The following is a 23,522-nucleotide window of genomic DNA, read 5'->3' on the forward strand; positions in this document are numbered from 1 at the left end:
CTGCCGCTATTCCTGCTTCATCCAGAAGGTGTTCAGGAATACGGTGCGGAACCCGGCCTTTTCCATGTTCCCGTGGCTGACGGAGCCGAATTCCACGTCCGTGTACACCGTCCGGATGCCCAGTCCCGATGCATCGGCTAATCTTTTTGGGATCAGAGCCGATTGGCAGCCCCTCCCCCGGAACGCCGCGAAGGTGTAGTCATTGGCCAGGTAGCCGGAGTCCCCGTGCAGGAAGAGCGAAGCCATGGCGGCGGGCTGGCCGCCGATCCGCACCATATAGTTCCGGAAGTCCGAACGGCAGAAGTATGGCCGCGCACGGGCAGCCGCTTCCGCATTCAGCTCCATCCCTCCGTTGGATGCCGCGATCCAGTCGAGATATTCCTCCGCATTCGCCTCCGTAACAAGCTCTATCACCAGTTCGTCAACAGCCTCTCCGTTCCCCCCCGCAACCGTTTCCGCCTCCATGAAGACCAGCTGCTCCACCGGCAGGTACCCCTTGCGTCCGAGGGCCGCCGCCGTCTCCTCCGTCAGGTGATCCGGGGTCATATCGAAGCAGGGTGCTCCTTCCGGATATAAGGCCAGCAGCTCGTCCAGCCGGTGCACGTCCTCCGGGCCGAACCCCTTGATCCGGTTGTAGTAGACGGAGCCTGGGGCCGTCCGGTCCCGAAGCAGCGTGCAGCCTCCCAGCTCCGCCACCTCCAGCCGCTTCTCTACGGGGGTCAGCGCCCTCCGGGCATTCAGCTTCGTCAGCTCCAGCTCAATGGCCTCGACCGCTCTCTTGCGGTCGGCCGGTTTTCGATCCGACATGGTGCCGGCACCTCCTCCATCCTGATGATCCCACTATAGCACCCCCATCCCAAGCCGTACATAGCACGAACCTTCTGTGGAAAATGGGCGCGCCCGCAGCAGCGGCGGCGGTCAACCAAAGGAAAGAGCCGCCCGCGCTCACGGACGGCTCCCTATAGAGCAAGCCCTATAGATTCGGGGCCTTCAAGGCTACTTCAATGTTCGCAAGGTCCACCTTCACCTGCTCGTTCACGTTCCAGGGATGGTACAGCCCCCGCTCCATCATATACTGCATGGTCCGCTCGTGGAGATCGAGGGCCTCCTCCAGCTGGCGCGTAAGCGTCACTTTGATCTCCGGTGTGACCGCCTCGGTAACCGCCATGGCGTAGTTGCGGACTCCGCTTTTGACCGTATTCAGGAAATCCATGGCGATAACCTGGTCCGTCAACGTATGCATCCCGGTCAGATGCTCCAGTATCGTATTCATGCGTGCTCCTCCTAGGGACAGGCCCGGTTCAAGATCGAGCCCAGCTCCTGCAGCTGTCGCGTGGTAAGGTCCACGTCAAGCTGCATCAGCTCCTTCAGGGCCGGATCGGTCACCAATGCCTTCATGGTCTTGGACTTGGTCAGACATACCGTCTTGAACGCGGCGATCTCATGAACCTCCAACGTTTCGTGCAGCGCATAAGCCATAGTTGCTTACAGCCTCCCCTTCGTTCGTTATGGCTTCAGAATCACCTTGATGCAGCCGTCCGTCTTCGTATCGAACATCTCGTAGCCCTTCTTGGCCTCGCTCAACGGCAGCACGTGGGTGATGACGTCGCCGGGGTCGATTTGGCCGGTGGCTACCAGCTCGAACATATAAGGCATGTAGTGAATGACCGGGGCTTGTCCGGTGCGAAGGTTCACATTCCGCATGAAAATATCGCCCAGCGGGAACCCGTTGTACCGTCCGCCGTAGACGCCCGTGATCTGGATCGTGCCCCCCTTGCGCACAGCCTGGGCGGCGAGGATGACAGGACCGAGAGCCCCTCCCTGCAGCTTCATGCCGGTAGCCAGAAACTCCAGATCGGTCATCTTGGCATCCATTCCCACCGCATCGATGACCACATCCGCCCCGCCCTTCGTCATCTCCTTCAGCACGCTTCCTGCGTCGGGAACTGCGTCGAAGTTGACCGTCTCCACCCGGTTGGTCCGCTTGGCGTGCTCCAGCCGGTATTCCACGTAATCCACGGCGATGACCCGCTTGGCCCCCTTCAGCCAGCAGAACTTCTGGGCGAAGAGACCTACCGGGCCGCAGCCCAGCACGATCACCGTATCCCCGTCCTTGACGCCCGCGTTGTCCACGGTCCAATAGGCCGTCGACATGGCGTCCGCGATGACGCAGAGCTTCTCATCCGGCTCCTCGCAGCTCTCCGGAATCTTGAAGTGCGTGAAGTTGGCAAAAGGCACCCTCAGGTACTCCGCCTGTCCCCCTGCGTAGCCTCCCGTCGTATGGGAGTAGCCGAAGTAGCCTCCCATGTCGCCGTTGGGATTGGAGTTGTCGCACTGGCTCTCCAGCTGGTGCTTGCAGTAGAAACATTCGCCGCAGGCCACGTTGAACGGGATGATGACCCGGTCGCCCTTCTTCAGCTTCGTGACGCCGGGCCCCACCTCTTCCACGATGCCCATCGGCTCGTGGCCGATGATGTAATTCTCCGGCAGATTGGGGATCATGCCGTGGAGCAGATGCAGGTCCGAACCGCAGATGGAGGAGCTGGTCACCTTGATGATCATGTCGTCCGGCTTCTCGATCCTGGGATCCGGCATCTCTTTCACCGCGATGTTCTTCAAGCCTTGATAGGTAACGGCCTTCATACTTGCTCTCCTCCGCCATCCGGCACCCGGTCGAACAGACCCTTCCTCGAGGTGTTCCCGGGAAACAGGTTCATCTGCCCGATCATGACCGTATTCTTCGCCGAGAGCTGATCGAGCTGATACTGCTCGGTGAGCTCATAGGGGTGAAACCACTTCTTGCGAACCATCAGCTCGGTAATCTCCTGATGAAGCGCAATCCCCTGACGGAGCTGAGTCCGCAGCAGCGCGCGCGCGTCGGGGGAAGCACACTCCGTCAGGGCGGTGGCCAGATTCCGGACGCCTTCCTTCGCCCGCATGAGGAAGTCCATGGCCAGGGTGGTATCCGCCAGCTCCGGAACATTCAAGGAGTTGATCGGGTCCAAGTAATCGGTATTCATGGGCTCACACCTTTCATTGAAGAGTGGGGACCGGACGGCTCTCCGGCACGGGGGACCGGAAGGGAGCCTTCTCGTAGAGCGCCTGCAGCGCGGCAATGTCCTGGGTGGTCATCTGCACATCCTTCTGCAGCAGCGCCTTCAGCTCCTGATCGAAGACCAGGCCCTGCATGAAGGCGGACTTGGCCAGGCACAGGGTCTTGAAATTCAGCACTTCGTGGATGTCTACGGCCTCATGGGGCGCGAGACAAGTCGGATGATTCATGGCTTCACCTCCTGGAATGGTTCGGACAAGCGTATCTTTTCCTTCCCGTTCCTCCCTATGCGAAGAGGCGTCAAAATATTCTGGTTAAGGCAGCCGGGACGGTAGGAATCCGGGCGGCAAATGTCGAATAATCAGGTATAACGCCGAGATCAGGAGGTGAATCCCGCCGGCGCCAGGCCCAGCCTTGGCGAACGTGCGGGAGCTGCGATGTGGAACTGGCTCAAACCTTCCCCTGCCCCCCAAGATCAACCGGTTCCCCAGCCGAATCCGCCGGAGATGCCTGTACAATCCCTACGCCCTCAGGTGATCATCATCACCGGCACCAGCGGGTCCGGCCGTAAGGGCTGCGCCCTTAAGCTCTGCCAGGAGCTCGGCCTTCCTTATGTCCGTCCTTATACGACACGGGCCATCCGGCCCAAGGAGAAGGACGGCGAGCACTATCACTTTGTCACGGATGCCGTCTTCCGGGAGATGCAGGCAGCAGGGGCGTTCTTCCAGACCGTCCGTCTCGGCCGCGGCAGCTACGGGATCGCAGCGGCGGAGCTGGATGCGGCGCTTGCCGGAGGCCAACCGGCTGTGGCGGTCGTGAACCGCGATGGAGCGGAAGCCTTCCGGCAGAGGTTCGGCAGCGGAGCGATCCGCGTCTTCCTCTACGTGACCAAGGACGATATCCGGCTGCGCCTAGAGCGCGAATCCGCCCCGCCTGAGGTGGTGGACGAGTATCTGCGCAACTACCCCGACGATGTGATCTACAAGAAGGAATCCGAATTCCTTCTGCAAAATATGGACCCGGCTGCCACCGTCGGGAAGATCAAGGACTTCCTCCGGGACAAGCTGGCCCCGGAGAAATAACAAAGTGCCGACCCTCGCACCGGATGAGCTTCCGGTGGAGAGTCGGCACTTTGTACGTTGGCGGGCGGCTGTTACCGGCCCGCCGGTCCGCCCTTCGGGCGCCGGGACGGGCCCGGCTGGACGGTCGGCTGCGCGGCGGGCGCGGACCCGCCGCGGTTCGCCGCCGGCGCGGGCTTGCCCGTGCTGCGGCCTTGGCTTCCCGGCGCGCCTGCGCTCGGGCCCGCTGGGCCGCGGCCCTGGGGCTGTCCCTGGGCGCTGCGGCCTTGGCGGCCGCCTGCCGCCCGGCCTCCGGCGCCGCTCTGGCCGCCCGGGGCCCGGCCTGGCTGCCCGCCGCCGCTGCGGCCCGGGGCGCCTGCGTTGCGGCCTGGGGCGCCTGCGTTGCGCCCGGCGTTCTGGCCTGCGCCGGCCGGCTTGGCTGCTACCGCCGCGGTGTAGTTCATCATCGGATACGGGTGGTCCTTGACCACCGGAACCGATTTTTTGATCAGCTTCTCGATGTCCTTCAGGTACGGAAGCTCCTCCGCCTCACAGAAGGAGATGGCGATGCCGCTCAGGCCCGCGCGTCCGGTCCGGCCGATCCGGTGGACGTAGGTCTCCGGAATGTTCGGCAGGTTGTAGTTGATGACGTGGGACAGCTCGTCGATATCGATGCCCCGCGCCGCAATGTCCGTGGCCACCAGCACGCGGGTGGCGCCGTTCTTGAAATTGTTGAGCGCGTTCTGCCGGGCGTTCTGGGATTTGTCCCCGTGGATGGCCTGGGCCGGGATCTGGGCGCGCTGCAAGCCCTTGGCCACGCGGTCCGCGCCATGCTTGGTCCGGGTGAACACCAGCGCCGAGACGATGGACCGGTCCTTCAGGATGTCGATCAGGAGGTTCAGCTTGTTGTCCTTGTCCACCAGGTAGACCGACTGCTCGATCCGCTCCGCCGTGGAGGAGACGGGCGTCACTTCCACCTTCACCGGGTCCTTCAGGAGAGACTGGACCAGGCTCATGATCTCCGGCGGCATGGTGGCCGAGAAGAACAGGGTCTGCTTCTGCTGCGGGATCTTCGAGATGATCCGCTTCACGTCGTGAATGAAGCCCATGTCCAGCATCCGGTCGGCTTCGTCCAGCACCAGAATCTCCACATACTGGAGATCGACGTGCTTCTGGTTGATCAGGTCGATCAGACGTCCCGGGGTGGCGATCAGGATGTCCGCCCCCTGCGCCAGCTGCCGCTCCTGCATATGCTGGGACACACCGCCGACGATGACGACGTTGCGCAGATCCAGGAATCGGCTGTACGCCTTGATGTTGTCGGAGATCTGCACGGCCAGCTCCCGGGTGGGCGTCAGAATCAGGGACCGGATCCGCCGGGGCAGCTTGGGCTTGCGGGGATTGGCGCTGAGCAGCTGGATGATGGGCAGCGCGAAGGCCGCCGTCTTGCCGGTACCGGTCTGGGCACAGCCCAAGAGATCGCGGCCGGCCAGCACCGCCGGGATGGACCGTTCCTGTATGGGAGTTGGCGTCTGGTAGTTCTCCTGCGCCAGGGCTTTAAGGATAGGGGGAATCAGCTTCAAATCTTGAAATGTCATAGGTTCTCCTTCTTCGGCAAAAAGTGGTAACACATAAGGATACCACATTCCTGGGGCCAAAAGAAAGCACCGGCTTGGCGGACATCCCATCACCCGTCAAGCTCTTCCAGTGAGCCTTTCGTCATCATACACAAAAGACGGATGCTTTTTTGGCCTCCGGCACAAGAATCGCGTCAGCAACTTTCACATGACCGGTCCTGGCGATATGATAGGACCAAAGCATTTTCCAACGGATGGCGGAATAAGCCAGTGAGGAAGGATGTGAGCGTCAATGAGCCTGGAAGCCTTGAACGAACGGGTCCGAATGGACCTCGCCTATCTTGCGTACGGCGGTCCGGATTGGATGCGCCCCCTCCGGCATCCGCTCGGGCACGTCTATGACGCGGTCATCGTCGGAGGCGGCCAGAGCGGCTTGGGCATCGCCTTCGGCCTGCTCCGGGAACGCATCTCCAACATTCTCGTCATCGACGAGAATCCCGAGGGCCAGGAGGGACCGTGGGAAACCTACGCCCGGATGGCGACGCTGCGCACCCCCAAGCACCTGACCTCCATCGACCTGGGGATACCCTCTCTGACCTTCCGCTCCTGGTGGGAAGCCCAACACGGGCCCGAGGGCTGGGAGGCCGTTGGGAAGATTCCCCGCGGCGATTGGATGAGCTACCTGCGCTGGTATCGGAAGGTGCTGGGCCTGCCGGTCGTGAACGGGGTGAAGCTGTCGCTGATCGAGCCGGGCGGCGATGGAGTCCATCGGCTCCGCGTGGAGGGACCCGGCGCCGCATCCCCCCTGCTGCTGGCCCGGAAGGTGATCCTGGCCACCGGCATCCAAGGCGGCGGGGAATGGCACGTGCCTCCGATGATCGCCGGCCGGCTGCCCCGCAGCCTGTATGCCCATACCTCGGAGGCCATCGACTTCACCCGCCTGGAGGGGAAGCGGATCGCCGTGCTGGGCGGAGGCGCCTCCGCCTTCGACAATGCCCAGTTCGCTCTCTCCCAAGGGGTGGCCGAGGCCCACGTCTTCGTCCGGAGGAAGGAGCTGCCGCGGGTCAACCCGATCCGGCAGATGGAGGGCTCCGGCATGATCGAACGTTTCCCCTCACTCTCGGATGCCGACAAGTACGCCGTGATGGCCCACTTCTTCCAGTTCAACCAGCCTCCGACCAACGATACGTTCGAGCGGGCGGCGGCCTATCCCGGCTTCCGGCTGCACCTGGGCGCCCCCTGGCTCGACGTGGAGCCCGAAGGGGAAGGGGCGGCGGTGACCACTCCAGAGGGGCGGCATGAATTCGACTTCCTCGTCATCAGCACCGGGCTGCTGACGGACCCCGCCCTGCGGCCGGAGCTGCGGCTGGTAGAAGCCCACATCGCCCGCTGGAGCGACCGGTACCGGGCTCCGTCGGAGCAGGCGAATGCCTTGATCGACGCCCACCCGTATCTAAGCCCGGGCTTCGCCTTCACGAGCCGAACCGATGAGGGAGCGAAGCCGCTCCATGGCCTGTTCTCCTTCAACTACTCCGCGCTGATCAGCTGCGGGCTCTCCGCTTCGGCCCTGTCCGGCATGAAGTACGCCATCCCGAGGATCGTCGCCGGGGTGGCGGACCAGCTGTTCCAGGACGACCGGGAGCGTATCCTGGAAGGATACTACGCCTACGGCGAGCCCGAGTTCGTCGGCACCTGGCCCCGGGAAGCTTGAGCGCCTGGTCCGGTAAGACCGCCTGCACAACGTCCGTCCCGAACCGTCATTCGTCCAGCCTTACGGCCGGAGGGTGGCGGTTTTTTGCCGCTCCTGCGCAAAGTGCATTATTGTACTATTCACAATAGTGTGTGTCATACAGTATACTGAGAGCAGGAGCTGATGAACGTCATGGACATTCAGGAAACGATTAGCGGTCTTACCCAGGAGCTGCGGCGCGGCACCCTGGTGCTTAGCGTGCTGAGCCAGCTGTCCGAGCCGCAATACGGCTACAGCCTGGTCTCCAGCCTGGAGGAGAAGGGGGTCGCCATCGACCCCGGCACGCTCTATCCGCTCCTGCGCCGGCTCGAGAAGCAGGGGCTCTTGGAGAGCCGATGGGACACCAACGAATCACGTCCCCGCAAGTATTACCTGTTGAGTCCGGACGGGCGCGAGGTATACCGACAGCTGGGTCAGGAATGGAGCCGGCTTGCGGCCAGTGTGAGGATGTTAATGGATGGAGGGGACAACGATGGAGCTGATTAAGAGGTATGTCTATGCGGTTATCCACCGGCTGCCGGAGCCGATGAGGGCCGATGTCGAGAAGGAGCTGCACGGGTTGATCCTGGATATGCTGGAGGAGCGTGCTCCCGGAGGCGAGCCGTCTCCGGAGCAGGTGGAGGAGGTACTGCTGGAGCTGGGGGATCCGGAGCGGCTGGCGGATCAATACCGGGGTACCCGGCGCTATCTCATCGGCCCGGACCTGTTCCCCGCCTACTTCTCTGTGCTCAAGATCGTATTGTCCTCCATCGCCATTGCCATGGCGGTCCTATTCGCCGTCGAGGCGCTGCTGGAGCCGCCTCAGGCGCTGCATCATATGGCAGGCGGTCTGGCCTCCCTTCTCACGGCGCTCATGCAGGGCTTCGTCTGGGTCACCGTCATCTTCGGCTATGCGGAATATGCGGGCATCCAGGAGAAGCTGAAGCCCAAATCTGCCCGGGCCTGGAAGCCATCCGACCTGCAGCAGATTCCCGACCCCAAGCTCCGGATCCGCAAGAGCGACCCGGTGACGGGGATGATATTCACGGTGCTGCTCTTCGTGCTGTGCACCTTCTCCTTCGACCTCTTCGGGCTATGGATCCAGCGGGACGGTACCATGACGGTGGTCCGCTTCTTCGACGAAACGGTGTTCCGGCCCTTCCTTCCCTTCATCTGGCTGTGGCTGGCTCTGAACGTGATGAAGGACTGCGTGAAGCTGATCACCGGCAAGTGGACGCTGAAGCTGGCCGCTCTCGAGCTGGTCCTGGTCATCTACCAGCTGGTGCTCGCCGGATTCATGTTCGCGGACACCTCCATCTGGAACCCGATCTTCGTGGAGCAGGCGGCGGATGCCGGGCTGGTTCAGGCGGGCAGCGATGCCTTCGATTCCCTGCAGACCGCGTGGGACGCCGTCACCGGGGGCATGCTGGTGCTGATCGCCTTTTGCTTGGTCATCCACCTGGGGGTCGTTGCCGCCAAGGCCTACCGGATGAGCCAATCCCGCTCATGAGCCGAACCAAAAAAGACAGCTGCAAGGCGTGCTGTATACGCCCTGCAGCTGTCTTATTTCCGTATCGGGGTTGAGCTGTGGTTACTACCCCGTCGTCCATTCCCTCTCCGGCCCGCTTACTCGCTCAGAAGCCATTCCTCCGCTTCCTCTGTGCCGGAGAACACCCGGAAGTCCTTCCCTTTGTTCGACTCCGCCAGCAGCTCCTTCATCTTGCCCTGGATTCGCTTCTCGTCCGGCACGACCGCCGCCACCTTCATTCCGTAGTTGACGAACTTCTGCAGCAGACTGCCGGCCAAGCCGGTCCGCAGCCGGAAGAAGTCGTCCGGCAGCGCGTCGGCGTGCAGCAGAAGCAGCCGGGTGTCGTGCTCCCAGCAGGCTCCGATCAGATCGAGCGCCTCCTGCTCGGACCCGAGCCTCGCCTCCTCCGAAGCGCATTGAATATACGTGCGGTTGTTCTTCTCGATCACAGCATGGCCCATGCCGTTCGCCTCCTCTGAATGGTGGATATCCAATTGGTCCCGCAGCCGTCCGATCCATTCCAGCTCGTGGCGGTAGAAGGAGAGGATATTCTCGTGAATGCTCTCCCACAGCACCCGCTCCCTGGGGGTCCGATCCGGAGCGAAGGCGGGCCGCCTCCGCTTCTCCTGCTGAAGCGCAGCCTGCAGCCGGAGCTCGTTCTCATACCCGGACAGAAGCCGGTGAAGCTCCTCCCGGTTCAGCACGTCGGACCACGCCAGCTGAATCAGGAAGGTATTTCGAAGCTCCGGGACTTCCGGCGCCGACTGCACCCACCTCTTCAGCTCCAGGCTGCCGGACTCGGTGATCGTGTAGATTTTCTTCGACGGGGCGCTATCCTGGTGATGAACCTCGTTGGTGGCGAACCCGTCCTCCAACAGCTCCACCAAGGCTTTATAGATCTGGTTGTTATTGCCCGACCACGGCATGAAGGGAGAATCCTGGATGATCTTCTTCAGCTCATACCCGGTCTGTGGCCCGCTGCTCAGGATGCCTAAGATGGCATGGGGGATGGACATGCTTCCAAGCTCCTCTCTAAAATCCCTTAACCTATGTTAATAATAACATATGATATTGTTGACGTAAACTTCCCCCGCACCCATCCATCAAAAAAAGCCGGACTCGGTTATCCCAAGTCCAGCCTTCTTCTTGCCTTGCGGCTCTCTCATTCCCGTCAATACAACGTCTCGGCCACCGACAGCGCCGCTGCGTCCAAGGCCCGGATGACCTTGTCGCACCACTGGTCGAACTCCTCATCCACCCGCTGGTATTCGGGATGGGCCAGAATATACTCCACCGTCTGCCGGATGCCCTGGTCGACGCGGACCGTGGCGGTGAAGCCCGGAACCAGCCGCTTCAGCTTGGCGTTATCGAACACGACGGTGTTCGCTTTATCCCCGAGCAGGCCTCCGCGGTAGTCCTCTTTGCTGCAGGCGGCGAGGAACGACGAAGAGACGTGCACGGCCTGGAGCGGAACCCCCAGCGCCCGGGCGATGGTCTCGTAGATCTGGTTCCAGGTCACGGACTCGTCGGAGGTGATGTTGACCGCCTCCCCCAGCGCATGGAGGTTGCCCATCAGTCCGATGAAGCCCCGTGCGAAATCGCTGTTGTGGGTCAGGGTCCACAACGAGGTGCCGTCCCCGTGAATCAGGACGGGCTTGTTCTCCAGCATGCGCTTGGCCACCTGCCAGGTGCCGTTCCGGCCGTGCACGCCGAGAGGAATGGAGCGTTCGTCGTAGGTGTGGCTCGGCCGCACGATCGTCACCGGGAAGCCCGTCTCCCGGTACTGCTTCATGAGATACTCCTCGCAGGCGATCTTATTCCGGGAGTACTCCCAGTACGGGTTGGCGAGCGGCGTTCCCTCCGTGATGCGGTAATCCGACAGCGGCTTCTGGTAAGCGGACGCGGAGCTGACAAAAATAAACTGTTTCGTCTTTCCCTTAAACAGCCGGTAATCCCGTTCCAGCTGCGCCGGGTGGAACGCGATGAAATCCGCCACCACATCGAACTCCATCCCCTCTAGGAGCTCCGCCACCCGCCCCTCGTCGTTGATGTCGGCCTGAAGCACCGTGACGTTTGCGGGCAGCGACCCGCTCCGGTTCCCCCGGTTCACCAGCACCAGCTCAGTCCCCGACTCCGCCAGCTGGCGGGTAATGGCGGAGCTGATCGTCCCCGTTCCTCCAATAAAAAGCACCTTCATTCCTTCCACCTCCATATCCGATATCCCGCTTTTGACTTGCTTCGTTGCAGATGGCGCCGGACGTCCCTAGACGGCCGCCAAGCCTTGGCCCAGCAGCCGGAAGGCCTCCGCCACCGCTTCCTTCGGAGCTGCCCCGTACTGGTCTCCGATACTGAGCTCGAAGGAGCAGGCTCCCTCCAGCTCCTTCAGCCGGGCCGTGAAAGCGACGCCCGTTGCGGCCGCGATCCCGGCCAGCAGCGGCTCCATCTGCTCCTTGGGCCGGGCGAAGTGCACATGGAACATGTTGCTGACCGGCACCGCCGGCAGCGTCCGCACGGCTTCATGACAGCCGTTGAACCAGGCGGCCAGCTCCACGGCCTGCTCGTAGTACCGCTCCATTCGTCCGACGCGCAGATCGTAGTAATAATCGGCGCTGACGATGTACGGGTACAGGCTGATCAGGTCGCCGCCGTGACGTCTTTTCCATACGGACGACTCCCGGACGAACGCCTCCTCTCCCGCCAGAATGGCCCCGGCGATCCCGCCGATGCCCTTGTAGAAGGAGATGTACACGCTGTCGAACAGCGCGCACACCTCGGCGGCCGTCTTCTTGTAGTAAGGCAGCACCTCGAACAGACGGGCTCCGTCCAGATGGAGGGCGATCCCCTTCTCCCGGCAGTAGGCGGAGATGGCCTTCAAGGTGCCGTAATCCGGCAGCTGCCCTCCGATCTCGCGCTGCGGCAGCTCCAGGAGCAGACAGGCGATTCCGTCCCCCATATTCTGTACATCTTCAAGGGTAATCAGGCGGTCCGCTTGAGCCAGCAGCACCGGCTCGAGGTGATGCAGCCGCTTCAGTCCGTCCTCCTCGTGGATCTCCAGATGGCACAGCGGATGGTAAGCCACCCGACGGAGCTCCTTGAGGTCGCACCAGAGCCGGAGCGCGATCTGTTGGGCCATGGTCCCGCTGGGGAAGAACACCGCCGCCTCCTTGCCCAGCACCGCCGCCATCTTGGTTTGGAAGGCCTCGATGACCTCCCCCTTGCCGTACATGTCGCTGTCGGTAAGTCCGTCCATTTCCCGGAATGCCTCGGTCAGCACCCGGACGTTCCTTTTCCCGTGACCCGATAAGGGGAAGCGGGCCGCCTTCCATGCTTCCTGCAGAGCGGTTGTCTGCTCCATGGGATTCCTTCTTTCTGTACCGTTAGAATGATTGCGTATCTCTAAGATACCACAGGCCGCCCCGTTCAAAAAAGAAAACGCCGCCTCCATCTTCATGGCTGCGGCCCTTCCTGTCCCATCTTAAGTTTTCTTGCGCTTGGCCCCCGTCCCGGCCTTGCTGCGGTTCTCCTCCACCCGGTACCGGACGATCCTCCGGATGAGGTCATATGGCACCGGCTCTCCCAAGGGAAACTGCACGGAGCCCTTGGCCCCTTTGTAGGCGGACAGCTCCTCCTGGAAGGCCTCAATGCCGCTGGGAGCCGGATAGAAGCCGATGTGATGCTTGAAGGCGGCGAAATGCACCAGGTTCCCGTTCAAGGTGAACGTCGGCATGACATAGCCGATCTTCTCCCCCGCCTCCGGCGCTTCCTCCCGGATGATCCGGCGGATCTCCGTCAGAATCTCCCGGATGTCCGGGGGAAATTGCCCGATATAGGCGTCGATGGTCGTGATCGATGTTTCCATTCCATCCCCCTCCAATGGACTGCCTCCGTGGAGAGGCAGCTGTTATAGAGTCTTCCCCAACGTCCCCAGCATCTCCCGGGTGCCGTGCTCCCGGATCTCCGGCGTGTCATGCCCGTCGAAGAAGGCGCCCTGCTCGGTGAAGACCAGCCGGGTTCCGCCCTCCACAGGGAACAGCTCTACGGTGGTGATAGAGACGGATATCCGCGTATCGCCAGCGTCCAAGGTATACGAATAGACGATCCGCTCCCCGGGGACGATCTCCTGATAGCAGGCGTCGAAGGTGAAGACCGGTCCTTCGGGCGGACCGCCCCGGCTGAACTCCCGTCCCCCCACCCGGAAATCGAAGAGCTCGGCCTTCGAGAACCAGCGGGCCTTCAATCCAGGCTCCGCCCATGCCCGGTATACCTGCTCGGGCGATGCGGCATACCTGTGCTCCACCGTAAAAGTAGCGTGCCTTACGAATCTTTCGGTCATTCCAACTCCTCCTTCATTGGGTTATTCGATTCTTCCTCGGACAAGACCGCCTCCAGCCGCTCGAGGCTGTGCATCCAGTCCGTCCTCCTGCCGATGACGAGCTTCTCGTGGCCCGCCTTCATGGCCTGCAGCAAGCCGGTGAAGTCCTCCAGGGGGATCGGGGCCTTCCGCTGCATCGACTTCGAGACGTGCCGGAGCAGCTCTAAGAGCCGGCTCCGCTGCCAGATCTCCTGCTCCAGACGCTCCATCTGCAGCCGGACGGTCTCCTCCGGCGTCACCTGCCCGCTCAGCAGAAGCGCCTTGATCTCCTCCAGGGACAGCCCCAACTCCTTCAGCGTCAGAATCTGATGCAGCCTCGCCAGATCGGCTTCCTCATACAGCCGGTGCCCGGCCTCCGTCTGGGCCGATGGGTGAAGCAGCCCCATCTGGTCGTAATAGCGCAGCGTGCGGATGGTAAGCCCCGTCAGCCTGGCCAGCTCTCCTACCTTCAAGTAAGCCATGCTCCCCCTCCTGTCGTGATGCCGGCTTGTCCTGCCTGCTTTCACTATAAAACGTGACGTACCGTAAGGTGCAAGCCTTTTTTCAATTTATGCACGATTTATTTAGTAGTATAATAAACGTTATTTCTATGAAAGTGAACGAAGGGACGTGCCTATCATCATGTTAGAACCTCGCCAGTCTGTCCTGAAGCAGCCCTCCTTTACGAATTATTGGATATCCCGCATGTTGTCCTCCACCTCCTTCCAGATGCTCTCCGTCGCCATCGGCTGGCAGATGTACGAGCTGACCCATGACGCCTTCAGCCTGGGCCTCGTCGGCTTGGCCCAATTCCTGCCCATGGTGCTCTTGACCCTGGTCGTCGGCCAGGTAGCGGACCGCTTCGACCGCCGCCGGATCGTATTCCTGTGCCAGATCACCGAGGGCCTGGTCGCGGCGCTGCTGCTGGCCGGCAGCTTGTCCGGCTGGCTCGGACGGGAGCAGATTCTCCTGATGGCCGCCATCGTCGGGGCCTGCCGGGCCTTCGAGAATCCGTCCTCCACAGCCCTGCTGCCTCAATTGATGCCGAAGGAGCTTCTCCAACAGGCCATCTCCTGGACCACCTCCGCCGGGCAGACATCCCAGATTCTCGGCCCGTCCCTGGGCGGCCTGCTCTATTCCTTTGGGCCCTCCACCGTCTACGTTACGGCCGTAACGGCCTTGTTCACCGCCGCAGCCCTGACCTTCTTCATCCGGACGCGCCAGCCCTTCGTCCGCCGGGCCGAGCCTGTCACCCTGCACTCCCTCTTCGGCGGCATGGTCTTCGTCTTCCGGCACAAGATGATCCTGGGCACCATCTCGCTGGACCTGTTCGCCGTCCTCTTAGGCGGGGCCACGGCGCTTCTGCCGATCTTCGCCCAGGACGTGCTCCATACCGGCCCCTGGGGACTGGGGCTCATGCGGACCGCACCGGCCGTCGGCGCTCTTCTGATGTCCATTGTGCTGGCCTACTATCCGCTCAAGCGGGGCGTGGGTCTGACCCTGTTCGGAGCCCTCGGTGTCTTCGGACTGGCCACTATGCTCTTCGCCGTCTCCACCAACCTGTATCTGTCCTTGTTCGCCCTCCTGATGACCGGAGCCTCGGACGTGATCAGCGTGGTCATCCGCTCCTCCCTGGTGCAGCTTCAGACTCCCGATGAGATGCGGGGCCGGGTGAACGCCGTGAACTCCCTGTTCATCGGCACCTCCAACCAGCTGGGCGAATTCGAATCCGGCACGCTGGCGGGCTTCGTCGGAGCCGTCCCCGCCGCCTTCATCGGCGGCATCGGCACCTTGGCCGTCGCCGGCCTGTGGATGGTGCTATTCCCCGGACTCCGTCGGATGCGCTCCTTGCCCGAGCGGGCTTGACGCGGTTCCGCCATATCCGCCGGGGGATGCCGCTGGACGAAATCCAACCGGAACCGAGCCCGCGGCTTCATCCGCGGATTTTCATTATGCCAACACGCAAGAAGCCGATTCCGGCTCCGCATGGAACGCGGAGCCGGAATCGGCTTCTTCGTTGTCACTCTTAGGTGGCCACGTCCCGCTTGGTGAAGACCAGCCAGGACGTCAGGTTGAACGCGATGAAGTAGGCTGCCAGCACCAGGATGGAGAACGTCATCGTCATCCCTTCCTGGTACGGCCTTCCGCTCAAATACTGCGACAGGTCGATATTGGCGAACAGCATATATTTGCTCCATCCGTACTGGTGCAGAAGCTCCAGGAAGAGGGTGCCCGCGAACAGCGCAAAGATGGAGAATCCGATGGCCATGGTGCTGCTGCGGAAGGCGGAGGAGATCATGAAGGCCATCGTGACGAACATGATCGTCGATACGCCGTTCAGCAGATACGTCTGCCACAGATGGGCCACCATGTTCCTCTCCAGGATGTGCCCGGTCCCATCCACCGTAACCAAGGGTAGATTCATCTCTCCGAATTGGAACAGGAGCCCATTCACCAATACGGAGACGACAAAGAGAATGATCAAGAGGAGCAGACCGAACGTAATCATGGAGAGATACTTCGAGACGAGAATCTTCAGCCGGCTGGCGGGCCGGATGAGCAGCAGCTTGATGGTGCCCGTGGTGAACTCTCCTGCCAAGCTGTCCCCAGCGATGATGACGGTGAAGAGGGTGATCAGGATAACCAGCTCCGCACAGCCGTTGATGCCGCCCCACATCGTACCGTCCTCCGGACGGATGTCATGCTCCAGCCGGTAGTCGATAACGGCGATCCTATCCTGAATCCGACTCCGGTTCTCCTCCGGAAGCTTCGAATCCTTCAGCATTTCCGCATACTGCGTTTTTTCCTGGGTGACTTGGTTTCTCCACGCCCCCGCCTCTACATTCCGGCCGTCGTAATACCAATTCATGATGCTGCCAAAAAGCACCGCTACAATCATGAATGCGACCATAATCCAGGTCCGCGGCCGGCGGTACAGCTTCATGTTCTCATTGCGGATCAGATTAACCAACTGCCACACCCCCCGTCATCTCCAGGAACCGGTCCTCCAGGGATTGCCGGATTGCCCGGACGCCGTATACCCGGATCTCCATCCGCATGAGCAGGTTGAGAATCTCCGGGATCCGTTCCCGGTCGACCACAACCTCCGCCCCCTCCGGCACAGCCCTCGCATCCCGCACGCCTGCCATGTCGCGGACGGCCGCCAGTGCAATATCATCCAGCTCCGCCTCGAACAGATAGGTCTGGGCCTGGTCGTTCGATCCGATGAAATCATGAATCGGCTTCACATCCATCAGCCGTCCCTTCTGAAGGATCGCCACCCGGTCGCACATGAGCTCCATCTCCGACAGGAGGTGGCTGGAGACGATGACCGTAATCCCCTCCACCCGGGTCAGGTGCCGGAGGTAGTCCCGCAGCTCCCGGATGCCGGCTGGATCGAGGCCGTTGGTCGGCTCATCCAGGATCAGGAGGGAGGGCCGGTGCAGCAGCGCCTGGGCCACCCCGAGACGCTGGCGCATGCCGAGGGAATATTTTTTCACCTTGTCGTGGATCCGGTTCTCCAGCTTCACCAGCGAGACCACCTCGTCGATCCGCTCCTTCGTCACGCCGGGGACCATCCGGGCGAAGTGAATCAGATTGTGGTACCCGCTTAGAAACTTATACATCTCCGGGTTCTCGACGATGGCGCCCACATGGCGGATCGCCTGCTCGAACTGGGTCTTCACGTCCTTGCCCTTGATGGTGATGCTGCCCTTCGTAATGGCCATCAGACCCACCATCATGCGGATGGTGGTCGTCTTGCCGGCCCCGTTGGGTCCGAGAAAGCCGAATATTTCGCCTTGCGGCACGTCGAACGTCAGATCGTCAATAATGGTGGAGCGCCCGATCCGTTTGGTCACTTGGCGCAAACTTACAATAGGTTCCTGACTCATGTCCGCCTCCTAGTTAGTATGAATATAGAGATCGCCGAAGCGCGTGTTCAGCTCCGTCTTCCATGTCCCTGCTCCGACGGTTCCCTTCAACCGCGTATCCGCCTCTTCGTTCTCCCGCTTCTCGGCCGGGAACGGCAGCGCCGTATGAAGCCGGCCGCCACGGAGCGCCGCATCCAACGAGTAGCCTTCCTTCTCCGACAGCAGGAGAGTGGTATCGCCGTACTCATTCGACAGCTTCATGTTCCCCCGGATTCCCTCCAGATGCAAATCGGTATTCTCGCCCTCCAGCTCCACGGGACCGGTTACGTCCCGCAGGCGGGCTGAGCCTTGCCCGATCTTCCCGGTAACGGAGCCCTTCACTTCGGCCAAGTCGTTGTGCCCCAGATGGCTGTCCAGCGACACCGAGCCTTGGATATGGTCGGCCGTCAGCCGGCTCTGCCGGTTATCCAGCTTCACATTCCCCGTAATGCGGGACAGATAGACGCTGCCGCCCTCCAGCTTCAAGCTGAGATTGCCGGCGGTATCCCGGATCTCCAGCAAGCCGTAGCCGGCCGTCACGTCCGCGTTCCCGCGGAGGCCTCGGATGCTGACCGTGCCGTTCCGGTTCTCCAGGTTCAGCTGCAGGCCATCCGGAACCCGGAGCGTATAATCGATCGTTATATTCCGGGAGTCCACCGGCTTGCCGGATGCCGTAACAGGAGTGAGCGTCAGCTGGCCGTCCCGCGTCTCCCCCTTAATCTGCACGGTGTCGCGCCTGCGTCCGGCCTCCGCTTCATCGGAAGCGGTCGCCTGGATGTGCGCGTCCAGCCGGATGGTTGCATCCTCCGAACGGGTAACCTCCACGTTCCCTCCCGTCTTCAGCAGGGCAACGCTTGAGAGTCCTTGGCTCGGATATTCGGCTTGGGATCGGCTCTCTACCGTCACCTCCGGCCTCGCCTCACGCACTGCATCCATCTTCTCCTCATTCACGAACTGGTGGAAGAACCGCTCGAACACCTCCTCCTTCCGGAAGGAAACATCGAGAATGGAGAGCGCCAGCAGCACCACGACAGAGGTAAGGAGCAGCAGCCTTCGATTGAACCACAGGGTCCTCATACCTCCACCTCCTTCTCGATCAGATAACCGTTCAGGACCGTCAGCCCCGCGCACAGGAACGCCATCACCAGGAAGGCGCCGGATTGAAGGAACACCTGATTCCACTCGTCCCCTTCCATCGGGATCCCGGGGAGCCAGCCGAGCAGGCCGGTGAGCAGCGGGCTTATCCGCATAACCAGCCATAACATCCCGAAGAAGGCGCAGAGCATGAAGACCCACTTGAGCTTGGCCGCCAGCTGTCCGCACAGGAAGGTGAACTGGATCAGCACCAGCAGGAAGATGACCGCCAGAAGAAAGATCCACGCGCAGTTCAGCATCACGCGGAGGAGCTCGGGCAGCATCTCCCGGAACTCTTCATCGAACCGGATGTGCACCCAATCCACCTTGAAGAGAAGTGGGGAGAAGCAGACACCGGTCCATAAAAGAGCCGCAATTAAAAAGAGCAATAAGGCCGACAGCTTGGCGGTCAAGATCTTCCACCCCCGCATGGGGAGGGAGAAGAGGAGGTAGACCGTATTGGTCTTCCACTCGATATGAAGCTGGTAATACGCCAGACCGACGGTCAGCGCGGACACCAGCATAAAAGGCAGCAGCAGCGACAGCACGAAGATGGTGTCATCCTGCATGATGTCGATTTTGTAGAAGATGATGGCGTTCAGAATGACGACGGCCACCGCATACACCGCATAGATGGGGAGAACTCCCCGTAATTCCTTCATCCACAAATTCCGGAAGCCCATTACCCGTACACCCTCTCCCATAAGCTCTCCAGCGAGCAGCCGTGCTCGGCACGGAGGTTTTCCGTGGAGTCGTAGATCCTAACCCGGCCCTGCTGGAGAAAAATCACGTCGTCGAACATCGGCTCCGACTCGCTTACCGAATGGGTCGACAGCACGATGGTCTGCTGGTCAGACTGGAATTCCCGGAGGATGGAGCGGATAATCTTGGCCCGGGAGGACGGATCGATGCCTGAGAACGGCTCATCCAAGAGCACCAGCGGCACTTGGCGGGCTAAGGCGGCGATGAGCTTCAGCCGGGCCCGCATCCCCTTGGACAGATTCCGGACCTTCTGGTTGACGTCCAGCTCCATGGTCCCGACCATCTCCGCCGCTTTATCCGCCTGCCAATCCCGGTAGAACCCGGAGATGAACCGGAGGGTCTCCTTCACCGTCATCCAGCCGTACAGATGATCGATCTCGGGCAGATAGGCCACCTGGTGCTTGTTGTGCACATCCGGCTCCCTTCCGTTGACCTGGATGGTCCCCGAACTGGGATGGATCAAGCCCGCCATCATCTTCAACAGGGTGGATTTGCCGCTGCCGTTAGGGCCCAGGAGGCCGACGATACGGCCTCTCCGAATCTCAAGGTCGATCCCGTTCACGGCATGCTTCAGCAGATACCGCTTGTGAATGCCCTCCAGCTTGATCATGTTCACCTGCTCTTCCATGGCCACGCTCATGGTCATCCCTCCTTCGGTCCCCGGAATAAGTGGTCGTGCAAGAGCCGCTCCGTCTCGCCCGGCTCGATGCCCAGCCCCTGCATCTCTTCGATAAATTGGAGCACGGCGGCCTGCGCCATCTCCGAACGGATCCGCTGCAGCAGCTCCGGGTCCTTCTTAATAAAGGTGCCTTGGCCCCGAAGCGTCTCGGTGAGACCCTCCCGCTCCATCTCCTGATAAGCCCGCTGCACCGTATTGGGATTGACTTGCGACATCTGTGCTCGCTCCTTTAAGGACGGAATCTTATCCCCCGGCAAGAGTTCTCCTCTGGCCAAGGCCTTCTTGACCTCATCCACCATCTGCAGATAAATCGGCTTCGGGCTGTTAAAATTCAGCTGCACCGTTCTGCCCCCCTTCACACCACAACCAGTACACTATTGAACTAGTGCACTATAACAATATTCTCTTTCCGCCCCCTTGTCAATCCCTGATCCTCCCAAAAATAACCGGCTTAGCCTGCTTCACTCCGTCTGAGCCGTTGACTGGTCCCCCCCAGTCGAACAAAAAAACCGGCGGAACCGAAGTCCGCCGGTTGGCTGCCCCAGCCCGGGCGGGCTGTCGGCTTTAAGGATATACGGATGGCACCTATACTGCCCGCTAGGGGCTTCGCAACCGGCCTCCCGTCTGGGGGAGGGCAGCTTTTGGGGCATGGGCTATGTTAAACTAGGTGCGAGAGTAACGGCGAGAAAGGAGCATCCTCACATGGAAGAGCGTTCCGTATCGGATCGGCTGGAGTCCCTTGCCTCGATGCAATCAACCATCCGCAAGCTGGAGAATGCCTTATCCCAGATGACTCGCAGCGGCGCCAATACGACCCTGGTCAAGAAACGGCTCCAAGCGGTTTCCATCGGCTTGGCGGTGCTGGAGCACGTATGGAATCAACGCCCCCATTCTTATACCTCGGAAGATGCGGCGGAGGCCCGCCGTGTTCTGACGGGTTTACTCCCTTCGGTGGAGAACAGCTACGCGAAGTCCAAGACCGGCAGTCCCCAGAGGACGTTGCTGGAGAGAAGAATCAAAGCGTTGGAGCTGGCGGTTCAAGCGATCGATGGGCTTTACAAGGTCCCCTAAGGCCCTCAAGTCCCGCCGAGGCTGCCTAACACGCGGGGCCTCGCGGCCGATGGCCACACACCGCCTTAATTCCAACGCCGGTGCCCCGGTGCCCGGCTTCCCCCACGCATAAGGCGGATTTACTTCCACTTCAGGACGGCGATGCCCGCCGCCATGATCCCGATGCCGATCAGCTTGTTCCAGGAGAAGGGCACCATTCGGGCTCCGAACAAGCCGAGGCTGTCGATGGCCAAGGCCGCTGACAGCTGGGCCACCAGCAATATGGCGATGGAATAGGTCGCTCCCAGCTGGCCGATCCCCTTCATCACCGAGTAGACGATGACGACCCCCACGGTTCCCCCGAGCCAATAGCCCTTGTTCACGCTGCCCAGCGACCCCAGCTGTCCGTCCCGGACCAATCCGAAGACGGCCAGCGCCACGAGGAACCCGGAGCCGTGGACCAGGGCGTTGGTCAGCCAGAAGCCGGCCTTCTCACTCACCTTCGTATTCATGATGCCTTGCACCGCTATAGCCAATCCGGCTAAGAGCGAATAGAACACTCCGATCACAACGTTTCCCCCGTTCATGTATACATTTGGTTGTTGGCCAGCTTGCGCAGGCGGCTGGCGTCCACGACAGTGAGCCGTCCCCGCTTCCGCTCCAGCACTCCTTCGGCGATAAGCTGCCGAATGACCCGGTTCAGATGACGGTAGCTGGTGCCGAGCAGCTCCGCCGTTTCCAACAACGTGGAGGTACGGAGCTCCTCCGCTCCTTCCGCTCCACCGGGGCCCTCCGTCACGGACAAGAGATAGCTGGCGAACCGGTTCTCCACCGGATAGAGCAGATTCATGGCCGAGGCACTGCCCAACGTGTACACCTTATGGCTTAAGTTCCGGATCATAAACTGCAGGAACGCCGTATGATCCTGCTCCCGTCCCAGGATAAGCTCCCGGCTGACGAAGAGCAGGGTGCACTCCCCTACCGCCTCCACCATGTTGTTCACCGGGTATTGAGCCATCCACTCTACATCCCCGATGAGGCTGGGCGGTCGGGAGAACCGGATCAGCATGGACCTGCCGTTGGGCAGAAGCGTATAAATCTTCGCCTTGCCGGAGGCCAGCACGTACAGCCCATCCAGTACCTCGCCCATGGTGCAGATCTTCTCCCCGTCCGTGAAGGTGCGGAGCTCCATACCCTCCGCCACCTCCGGACGGAACACCTCCTCCAGCCCGCTCTCCCGAAGAATCCTCCGGATGGCCTCCTGGTCTTGAACCCTGTTCATCCGTCCCGCTCCTCCCGCGACTGCTTGATGTCCCCATTGTACCCTTCCTCCACCGCCGCCAAAAGGACATATGTCCCATCGTTGCCGGTCCGAGACGCCCTTTCCGCCCCAACGCCAAAAAAGCCCGGTTCCCCGGACTTTCTCCATGGCCGCGCATTCATGCCGCTTATCGGTCGAACAGCACCTTGTCCACGTTGTACTTGGACTTCAGCTCGTTGATGATGTACGTCTCGTAGATCTCCCGGTGCACGGGATTCTCCACGACGCAGACATCAATCCGGGTGACCTCGTCCCGGTTCATCTTGATGGCGGACACGGAGTCCTCGAAGTGCTTCTTGATCCGGGGACGCAGCTTGCGCGCCTTGCCGACGAACAGCAGCTCGTTCTTCTCATTGTAGAACATGAAGATTCCGCCCCGGTCCCTCGGGATCAGGTGGAAATCGGTAAACCCGTATATGTGGCTCATCTGCGGCGCTTCCTGCTTGGTGATGCTCACATCCGGGGTTGGGATGGTAATCAGGATCATGGACGTTCACTCCTCGATTGTCTTGCTGGCCGGCCTGATGCCGACTCTTCATGATACGACATTCCGGCGGGTTAATCCAGCCCCGGCTACAGCCAGCTTACCGGCCCCGTCCCTTGGGAGTTCCATATCCCGTAAGCCTCGTTCCAGGCACGGTCCAGGAACATGGGCACCCGCTCCCGGAAGCCCTCGGCGAACGGCAGGCTCCAGAGCTCGTCCTGGTCCACCCAGAAGACTCTGCCTTCCGCCGTCTCTCCGATCAGCTCGCCGCTATAGACCTCCGTCCGGTAATTGAATACCATATAGCGTTCTCCGGTCTCGTCGTTGTACCAATGGATGATGCCGCAGGGCTCCAGGTTCGAGACCGTGAGCCCCGTCTCCTCCCGGATCTCCCGGATGACGGACCCGGTGATGCTCTCTCCGTCCTCCACGTGTCCCCCCGGGAAGGCCACTCCCTTCCAGGACTTGACCCGCTCCTGCACGAGGACCCGCCGGCGGGCTCTATCATAGACCATGCACATGTTCGTCAGTTCTACCTTGGACACACGTCCCCCTCCTTCCTCTATTCCTTGATCGGCAGCAGGAAGGGCCCGCCCGGTCATTCAACCCGGGCGGGCCCTCGCATCGTTACGGCTTCAGGATATAGAACCGGATGACCGGCCCGTCGGTAACCGGCTCGCCCAGCATCACGTACCCGGCGCGGCGCGCTTCCTCCGGTACGGCGAAGAAGGATTGCGGGCAGTCCGCAATCACCTCCAGGATCTCACCGGACTTCAGCTGCTCCATGGATTCCAGACTGTAGACCACCGGATAGGGACAAGGCTCCCCCTCCAGATCCAGCGTCATGGTCGGACGAATGTCCGACAAGGGATTCTTCTTCGCCATC

At 61.4% G+C, this 23,522-nt stretch carries 30 protein-coding genes; 6 read left to right on the forward strand and 24 right to left on the reverse strand.

Annotated elements, in window-relative coordinates; translation table 11 throughout:
- Positions 1–6: 6 nt before the first annotated feature.
- The 6 genes from ACSEXW_RS05040 to ACSEXW_RS05065 form a co-directional block, all read right to left on the reverse strand.
- A complete protein-coding gene (locus ACSEXW_RS05040; protein ID WP_438445010.1) occupies positions 7–807 on the reverse strand; it encodes a GNAT family N-acetyltransferase in 801 nt (266 codons plus the stop codon).
- Positions 808–973: 166 nt separating this feature from the next.
- Complete coding sequence (locus ACSEXW_RS05045; protein WP_438445011.1) at positions 974–1,273, reverse strand: spore coat protein; 300 nt, start codon at positions 1,271–1,273, stop codon at positions 974–976.
- Between the two features lie 11 nt (positions 1,274–1,284).
- Positions 1,285–1,479 (reverse strand): hypothetical protein, encoded by a 195-nt coding sequence (locus tag ACSEXW_RS05050; protein ID WP_438445012.1) that lies wholly within the window; start codon positions 1,477–1,479, stop codon positions 1,285–1,287.
- Positions 1,480–1,506: 27 nt separating this feature from the next.
- Positions 1,507–2,643, reverse strand: coding sequence for a zinc-dependent alcohol dehydrogenase (locus ACSEXW_RS05055; protein ID WP_438445013.1), 1,137 nt, complete (start codon positions 2,641–2,643; stop codon positions 1,507–1,509).
- The gene (locus ACSEXW_RS05060; protein ID WP_438445014.1) at positions 2,640–3,020 is read right to left on the reverse strand and encodes a spore coat protein; all 381 of its coding nucleotides are present in this window, start codon (positions 3,018–3,020) and stop codon (positions 2,640–2,642) included. Before ACSEXW_RS05060 ends, ACSEXW_RS05055 begins: the two co-directional genes overlap by 4 nt.
- 13 nt (positions 3,021–3,033) lie before the next feature.
- Positions 3,034–3,282, reverse strand: a complete 249-nt coding sequence (locus ACSEXW_RS05065; protein WP_438445015.1) for a spore gernimation protein GerQ — start codon at positions 3,280–3,282, stop codon at positions 3,034–3,036.
- 207 nt (positions 3,283–3,489) lie between these two features.
- Here ACSEXW_RS05065 and ACSEXW_RS05070 point away from each other — a divergent pair, with 207 nt between their 5' ends.
- Positions 3,490–4,134, forward strand: coding sequence for a guanylate kinase (locus ACSEXW_RS05070; protein ID WP_438445016.1), 645 nt, complete (start codon positions 3,490–3,492; stop codon positions 4,132–4,134).
- Between the two features lie 71 nt (positions 4,135–4,205).
- Here ACSEXW_RS05070 and ACSEXW_RS05075 read toward each other — a convergent pair whose 3' ends face one another.
- Complete coding sequence (locus tag ACSEXW_RS05075) at positions 4,206–5,708, reverse strand: DEAD/DEAH box helicase (protein WP_438445017.1); 1,503 nt, start codon at positions 5,706–5,708, stop codon at positions 4,206–4,208.
- Positions 5,709–5,979: 271 nt separating this feature from the next.
- Here ACSEXW_RS05075 and ACSEXW_RS05080 point away from each other — a divergent pair, with 271 nt between their 5' ends.
- The 3 genes from ACSEXW_RS05080 to ACSEXW_RS05090 all read left to right on the forward strand — a co-directional run bounded on the left by ACSEXW_RS05080 (position 5,980) and on the right by ACSEXW_RS05090 (position 8,926).
- On the forward strand, positions 5,980–7,398 hold the full coding sequence (locus ACSEXW_RS05080) for an FAD/NAD(P)-binding protein (protein WP_438445018.1): 1,419 nt from the start codon (positions 5,980–5,982) through the stop codon (positions 7,396–7,398).
- 171 nt (positions 7,399–7,569) lie between these two features.
- On the forward strand, positions 7,570–7,923 hold the full coding sequence (locus ACSEXW_RS05085) for a PadR family transcriptional regulator (protein WP_438445019.1): 354 nt from the start codon (positions 7,570–7,572) through the stop codon (positions 7,921–7,923).
- The gene (locus ACSEXW_RS05090; protein ID WP_438445020.1) at positions 7,910–8,926 is read left to right on the forward strand and encodes a hypothetical protein; all 1,017 of its coding nucleotides are present in this window, start codon (positions 7,910–7,912) and stop codon (positions 8,924–8,926) included. The genes ACSEXW_RS05085 and ACSEXW_RS05090 overlap by 14 nt, the downstream gene beginning before the upstream one ends.
- Before the next feature lie 116 nt (positions 8,927–9,042).
- Here ACSEXW_RS05090 and ACSEXW_RS05095 read toward each other — a convergent pair whose 3' ends face one another.
- The 6 genes from ACSEXW_RS05095 to ACSEXW_RS05120 form a co-directional block, all read right to left on the reverse strand.
- Positions 9,043–9,960 carry a PadR family transcriptional regulator gene (locus ACSEXW_RS05095; protein ID WP_438445021.1) on the reverse strand — a complete coding sequence of 306 codons (918 nt, stop codon included), beginning with the start codon at positions 9,958–9,960 and terminating at the stop codon, positions 9,043–9,045.
- A 155-nt stretch (positions 9,961–10,115) separates the two neighbouring features.
- A complete protein-coding gene (locus ACSEXW_RS05100) occupies positions 10,116–11,141 on the reverse strand; it encodes an SDR family oxidoreductase (protein WP_438445022.1) in 1,026 nt (341 codons plus the stop codon).
- 66 nt (positions 11,142–11,207) lie between these two features.
- The gene (locus ACSEXW_RS05105) at positions 11,208–12,299 is read right to left on the reverse strand and encodes a threonine aldolase family protein (RefSeq protein WP_438445023.1); all 1,092 of its coding nucleotides are present in this window, start codon (positions 12,297–12,299) and stop codon (positions 11,208–11,210) included.
- Positions 12,300–12,419: 120 nt separating this feature from the next.
- Positions 12,420–12,803 carry an iron chaperone gene (locus ACSEXW_RS05110; RefSeq protein WP_438445024.1) on the reverse strand — a complete coding sequence of 128 codons (384 nt, stop codon included), beginning with the start codon at positions 12,801–12,803 and terminating at the stop codon, positions 12,420–12,422.
- Positions 12,804–12,845: 42 nt separating this feature from the next.
- The gene (locus ACSEXW_RS05115) at positions 12,846–13,277 is read right to left on the reverse strand and encodes an SRPBCC family protein (protein WP_438445025.1); all 432 of its coding nucleotides are present in this window, start codon (positions 13,275–13,277) and stop codon (positions 12,846–12,848) included.
- Positions 13,274–13,777: a MerR family transcriptional regulator gene (locus ACSEXW_RS05120; protein WP_438445026.1), complete on the reverse strand. Its 504-nt coding sequence runs from the start codon at positions 13,775–13,777 to the stop codon at positions 13,274–13,276. Before ACSEXW_RS05120 ends, ACSEXW_RS05115 begins: the two co-directional genes overlap by 4 nt.
- 160 nt (positions 13,778–13,937) lie before the next feature.
- Between ACSEXW_RS05120 and ACSEXW_RS05125 the strand changes: the two genes are divergently transcribed.
- Positions 13,938–15,161 (forward strand): MFS transporter, encoded by a 1,224-nt coding sequence (locus tag ACSEXW_RS05125; RefSeq protein WP_438445027.1) that lies wholly within the window; start codon positions 13,938–13,940, stop codon positions 15,159–15,161.
- 160 nt (positions 15,162–15,321) lie between these two features.
- On the opposite strand, the gene ACSEXW_RS05130 is transcribed toward ACSEXW_RS05125, so the two are convergent.
- From ACSEXW_RS05130 to ACSEXW_RS05155, 6 genes are read right to left on the reverse strand one after another with little or no spacing between them, the layout of a single operon-like run.
- Positions 15,322–16,275 carry an ABC transporter permease gene (locus tag ACSEXW_RS05130; protein ID WP_438445028.1) on the reverse strand — a complete coding sequence of 318 codons (954 nt, stop codon included), beginning with the start codon at positions 16,273–16,275 and terminating at the stop codon, positions 15,322–15,324.
- Entirely contained in the window at positions 16,259–17,188 is a 930-nt protein-coding gene (locus ACSEXW_RS05135) for an ABC transporter ATP-binding protein (protein WP_438445029.1), read from the reverse strand. Before ACSEXW_RS05135 ends, ACSEXW_RS05130 begins: the two co-directional genes overlap by 17 nt.
- 9 nt (positions 17,189–17,197) lie before the next feature.
- Positions 17,198–18,283, reverse strand: coding sequence for a DUF4097 family beta strand repeat-containing protein (locus tag ACSEXW_RS05140; RefSeq protein WP_438445030.1), 1,086 nt, complete (start codon positions 18,281–18,283; stop codon positions 17,198–17,200).
- Positions 18,280–19,023, reverse strand: a complete 744-nt coding sequence (locus tag ACSEXW_RS05145; RefSeq protein ID WP_438445031.1) for a hypothetical protein — start codon at positions 19,021–19,023, stop codon at positions 18,280–18,282. The genes ACSEXW_RS05140 and ACSEXW_RS05145 overlap by 4 nt, the downstream gene beginning before the upstream one ends.
- Positions 19,023–19,742 (reverse strand): ABC transporter ATP-binding protein, encoded by a 720-nt coding sequence (locus ACSEXW_RS05150; protein WP_438445032.1) that lies wholly within the window; start codon positions 19,740–19,742, stop codon positions 19,023–19,025. The genes ACSEXW_RS05145 and ACSEXW_RS05150 overlap by 1 nt, the downstream gene beginning before the upstream one ends.
- A gap of 2 nt (positions 19,743–19,744) precedes the next feature.
- Positions 19,745–20,122 carry a GntR family transcriptional regulator gene (locus ACSEXW_RS05155; RefSeq protein WP_438445033.1) on the reverse strand — a complete coding sequence of 126 codons (378 nt, stop codon included), beginning with the start codon at positions 20,120–20,122 and terminating at the stop codon, positions 19,745–19,747.
- A gap of 361 nt (positions 20,123–20,483) precedes the next feature.
- Here ACSEXW_RS05155 and ACSEXW_RS05160 point away from each other — a divergent pair, with 361 nt between their 5' ends.
- Positions 20,484–20,852, forward strand: coding sequence for a hypothetical protein (locus ACSEXW_RS05160; protein ID WP_438445034.1), 369 nt, complete (start codon positions 20,484–20,486; stop codon positions 20,850–20,852).
- 119 nt (positions 20,853–20,971) lie between these two features.
- Here ACSEXW_RS05160 and ACSEXW_RS05165 read toward each other — a convergent pair whose 3' ends face one another.
- From ACSEXW_RS05165 to yedF, 5 genes are all read right to left on the reverse strand, one after another.
- The gene (locus ACSEXW_RS05165) at positions 20,972–21,400 is read right to left on the reverse strand and encodes a DMT family transporter (protein WP_438445035.1); all 429 of its coding nucleotides are present in this window, start codon (positions 21,398–21,400) and stop codon (positions 20,972–20,974) included.
- 14 nt (positions 21,401–21,414) lie between these two features.
- Positions 21,415–22,113, reverse strand: a complete 699-nt coding sequence (locus tag ACSEXW_RS05170; RefSeq protein ID WP_438445036.1) for a cyclic nucleotide-binding domain-containing protein — start codon at positions 22,111–22,113, stop codon at positions 21,415–21,417.
- 166 nt (positions 22,114–22,279) lie between these two features.
- Positions 22,280–22,639 (reverse strand): nucleotide excision repair endonuclease, encoded by a 360-nt coding sequence (locus ACSEXW_RS05175; protein ID WP_438445037.1) that lies wholly within the window; start codon positions 22,637–22,639, stop codon positions 22,280–22,282.
- A gap of 86 nt (positions 22,640–22,725) precedes the next feature.
- Complete coding sequence (locus tag ACSEXW_RS05180) at positions 22,726–23,181, reverse strand: 8-oxo-dGTP diphosphatase (RefSeq protein ID WP_438445038.1); 456 nt, start codon at positions 23,179–23,181, stop codon at positions 22,726–22,728.
- Between the two features lie 82 nt (positions 23,182–23,263).
- Positions 23,264–23,521: a sulfurtransferase-like selenium metabolism protein YedF gene (gene yedF / locus ACSEXW_RS05185; protein ID WP_438445039.1), complete on the reverse strand. Its 258-nt coding sequence runs from the start codon at positions 23,519–23,521 to the stop codon at positions 23,264–23,266.
- Position 23,522 lies beyond the last annotated feature (1 nt).

Origin of the sequence: Oryzibacillus soli, assembly GCF_051594765.1 — a bacterium.
Classification (GTDB): Bacteria; Bacillota; Bacilli; order Paenibacillales; family NBRC-103111; genus Paenibacillus_AR.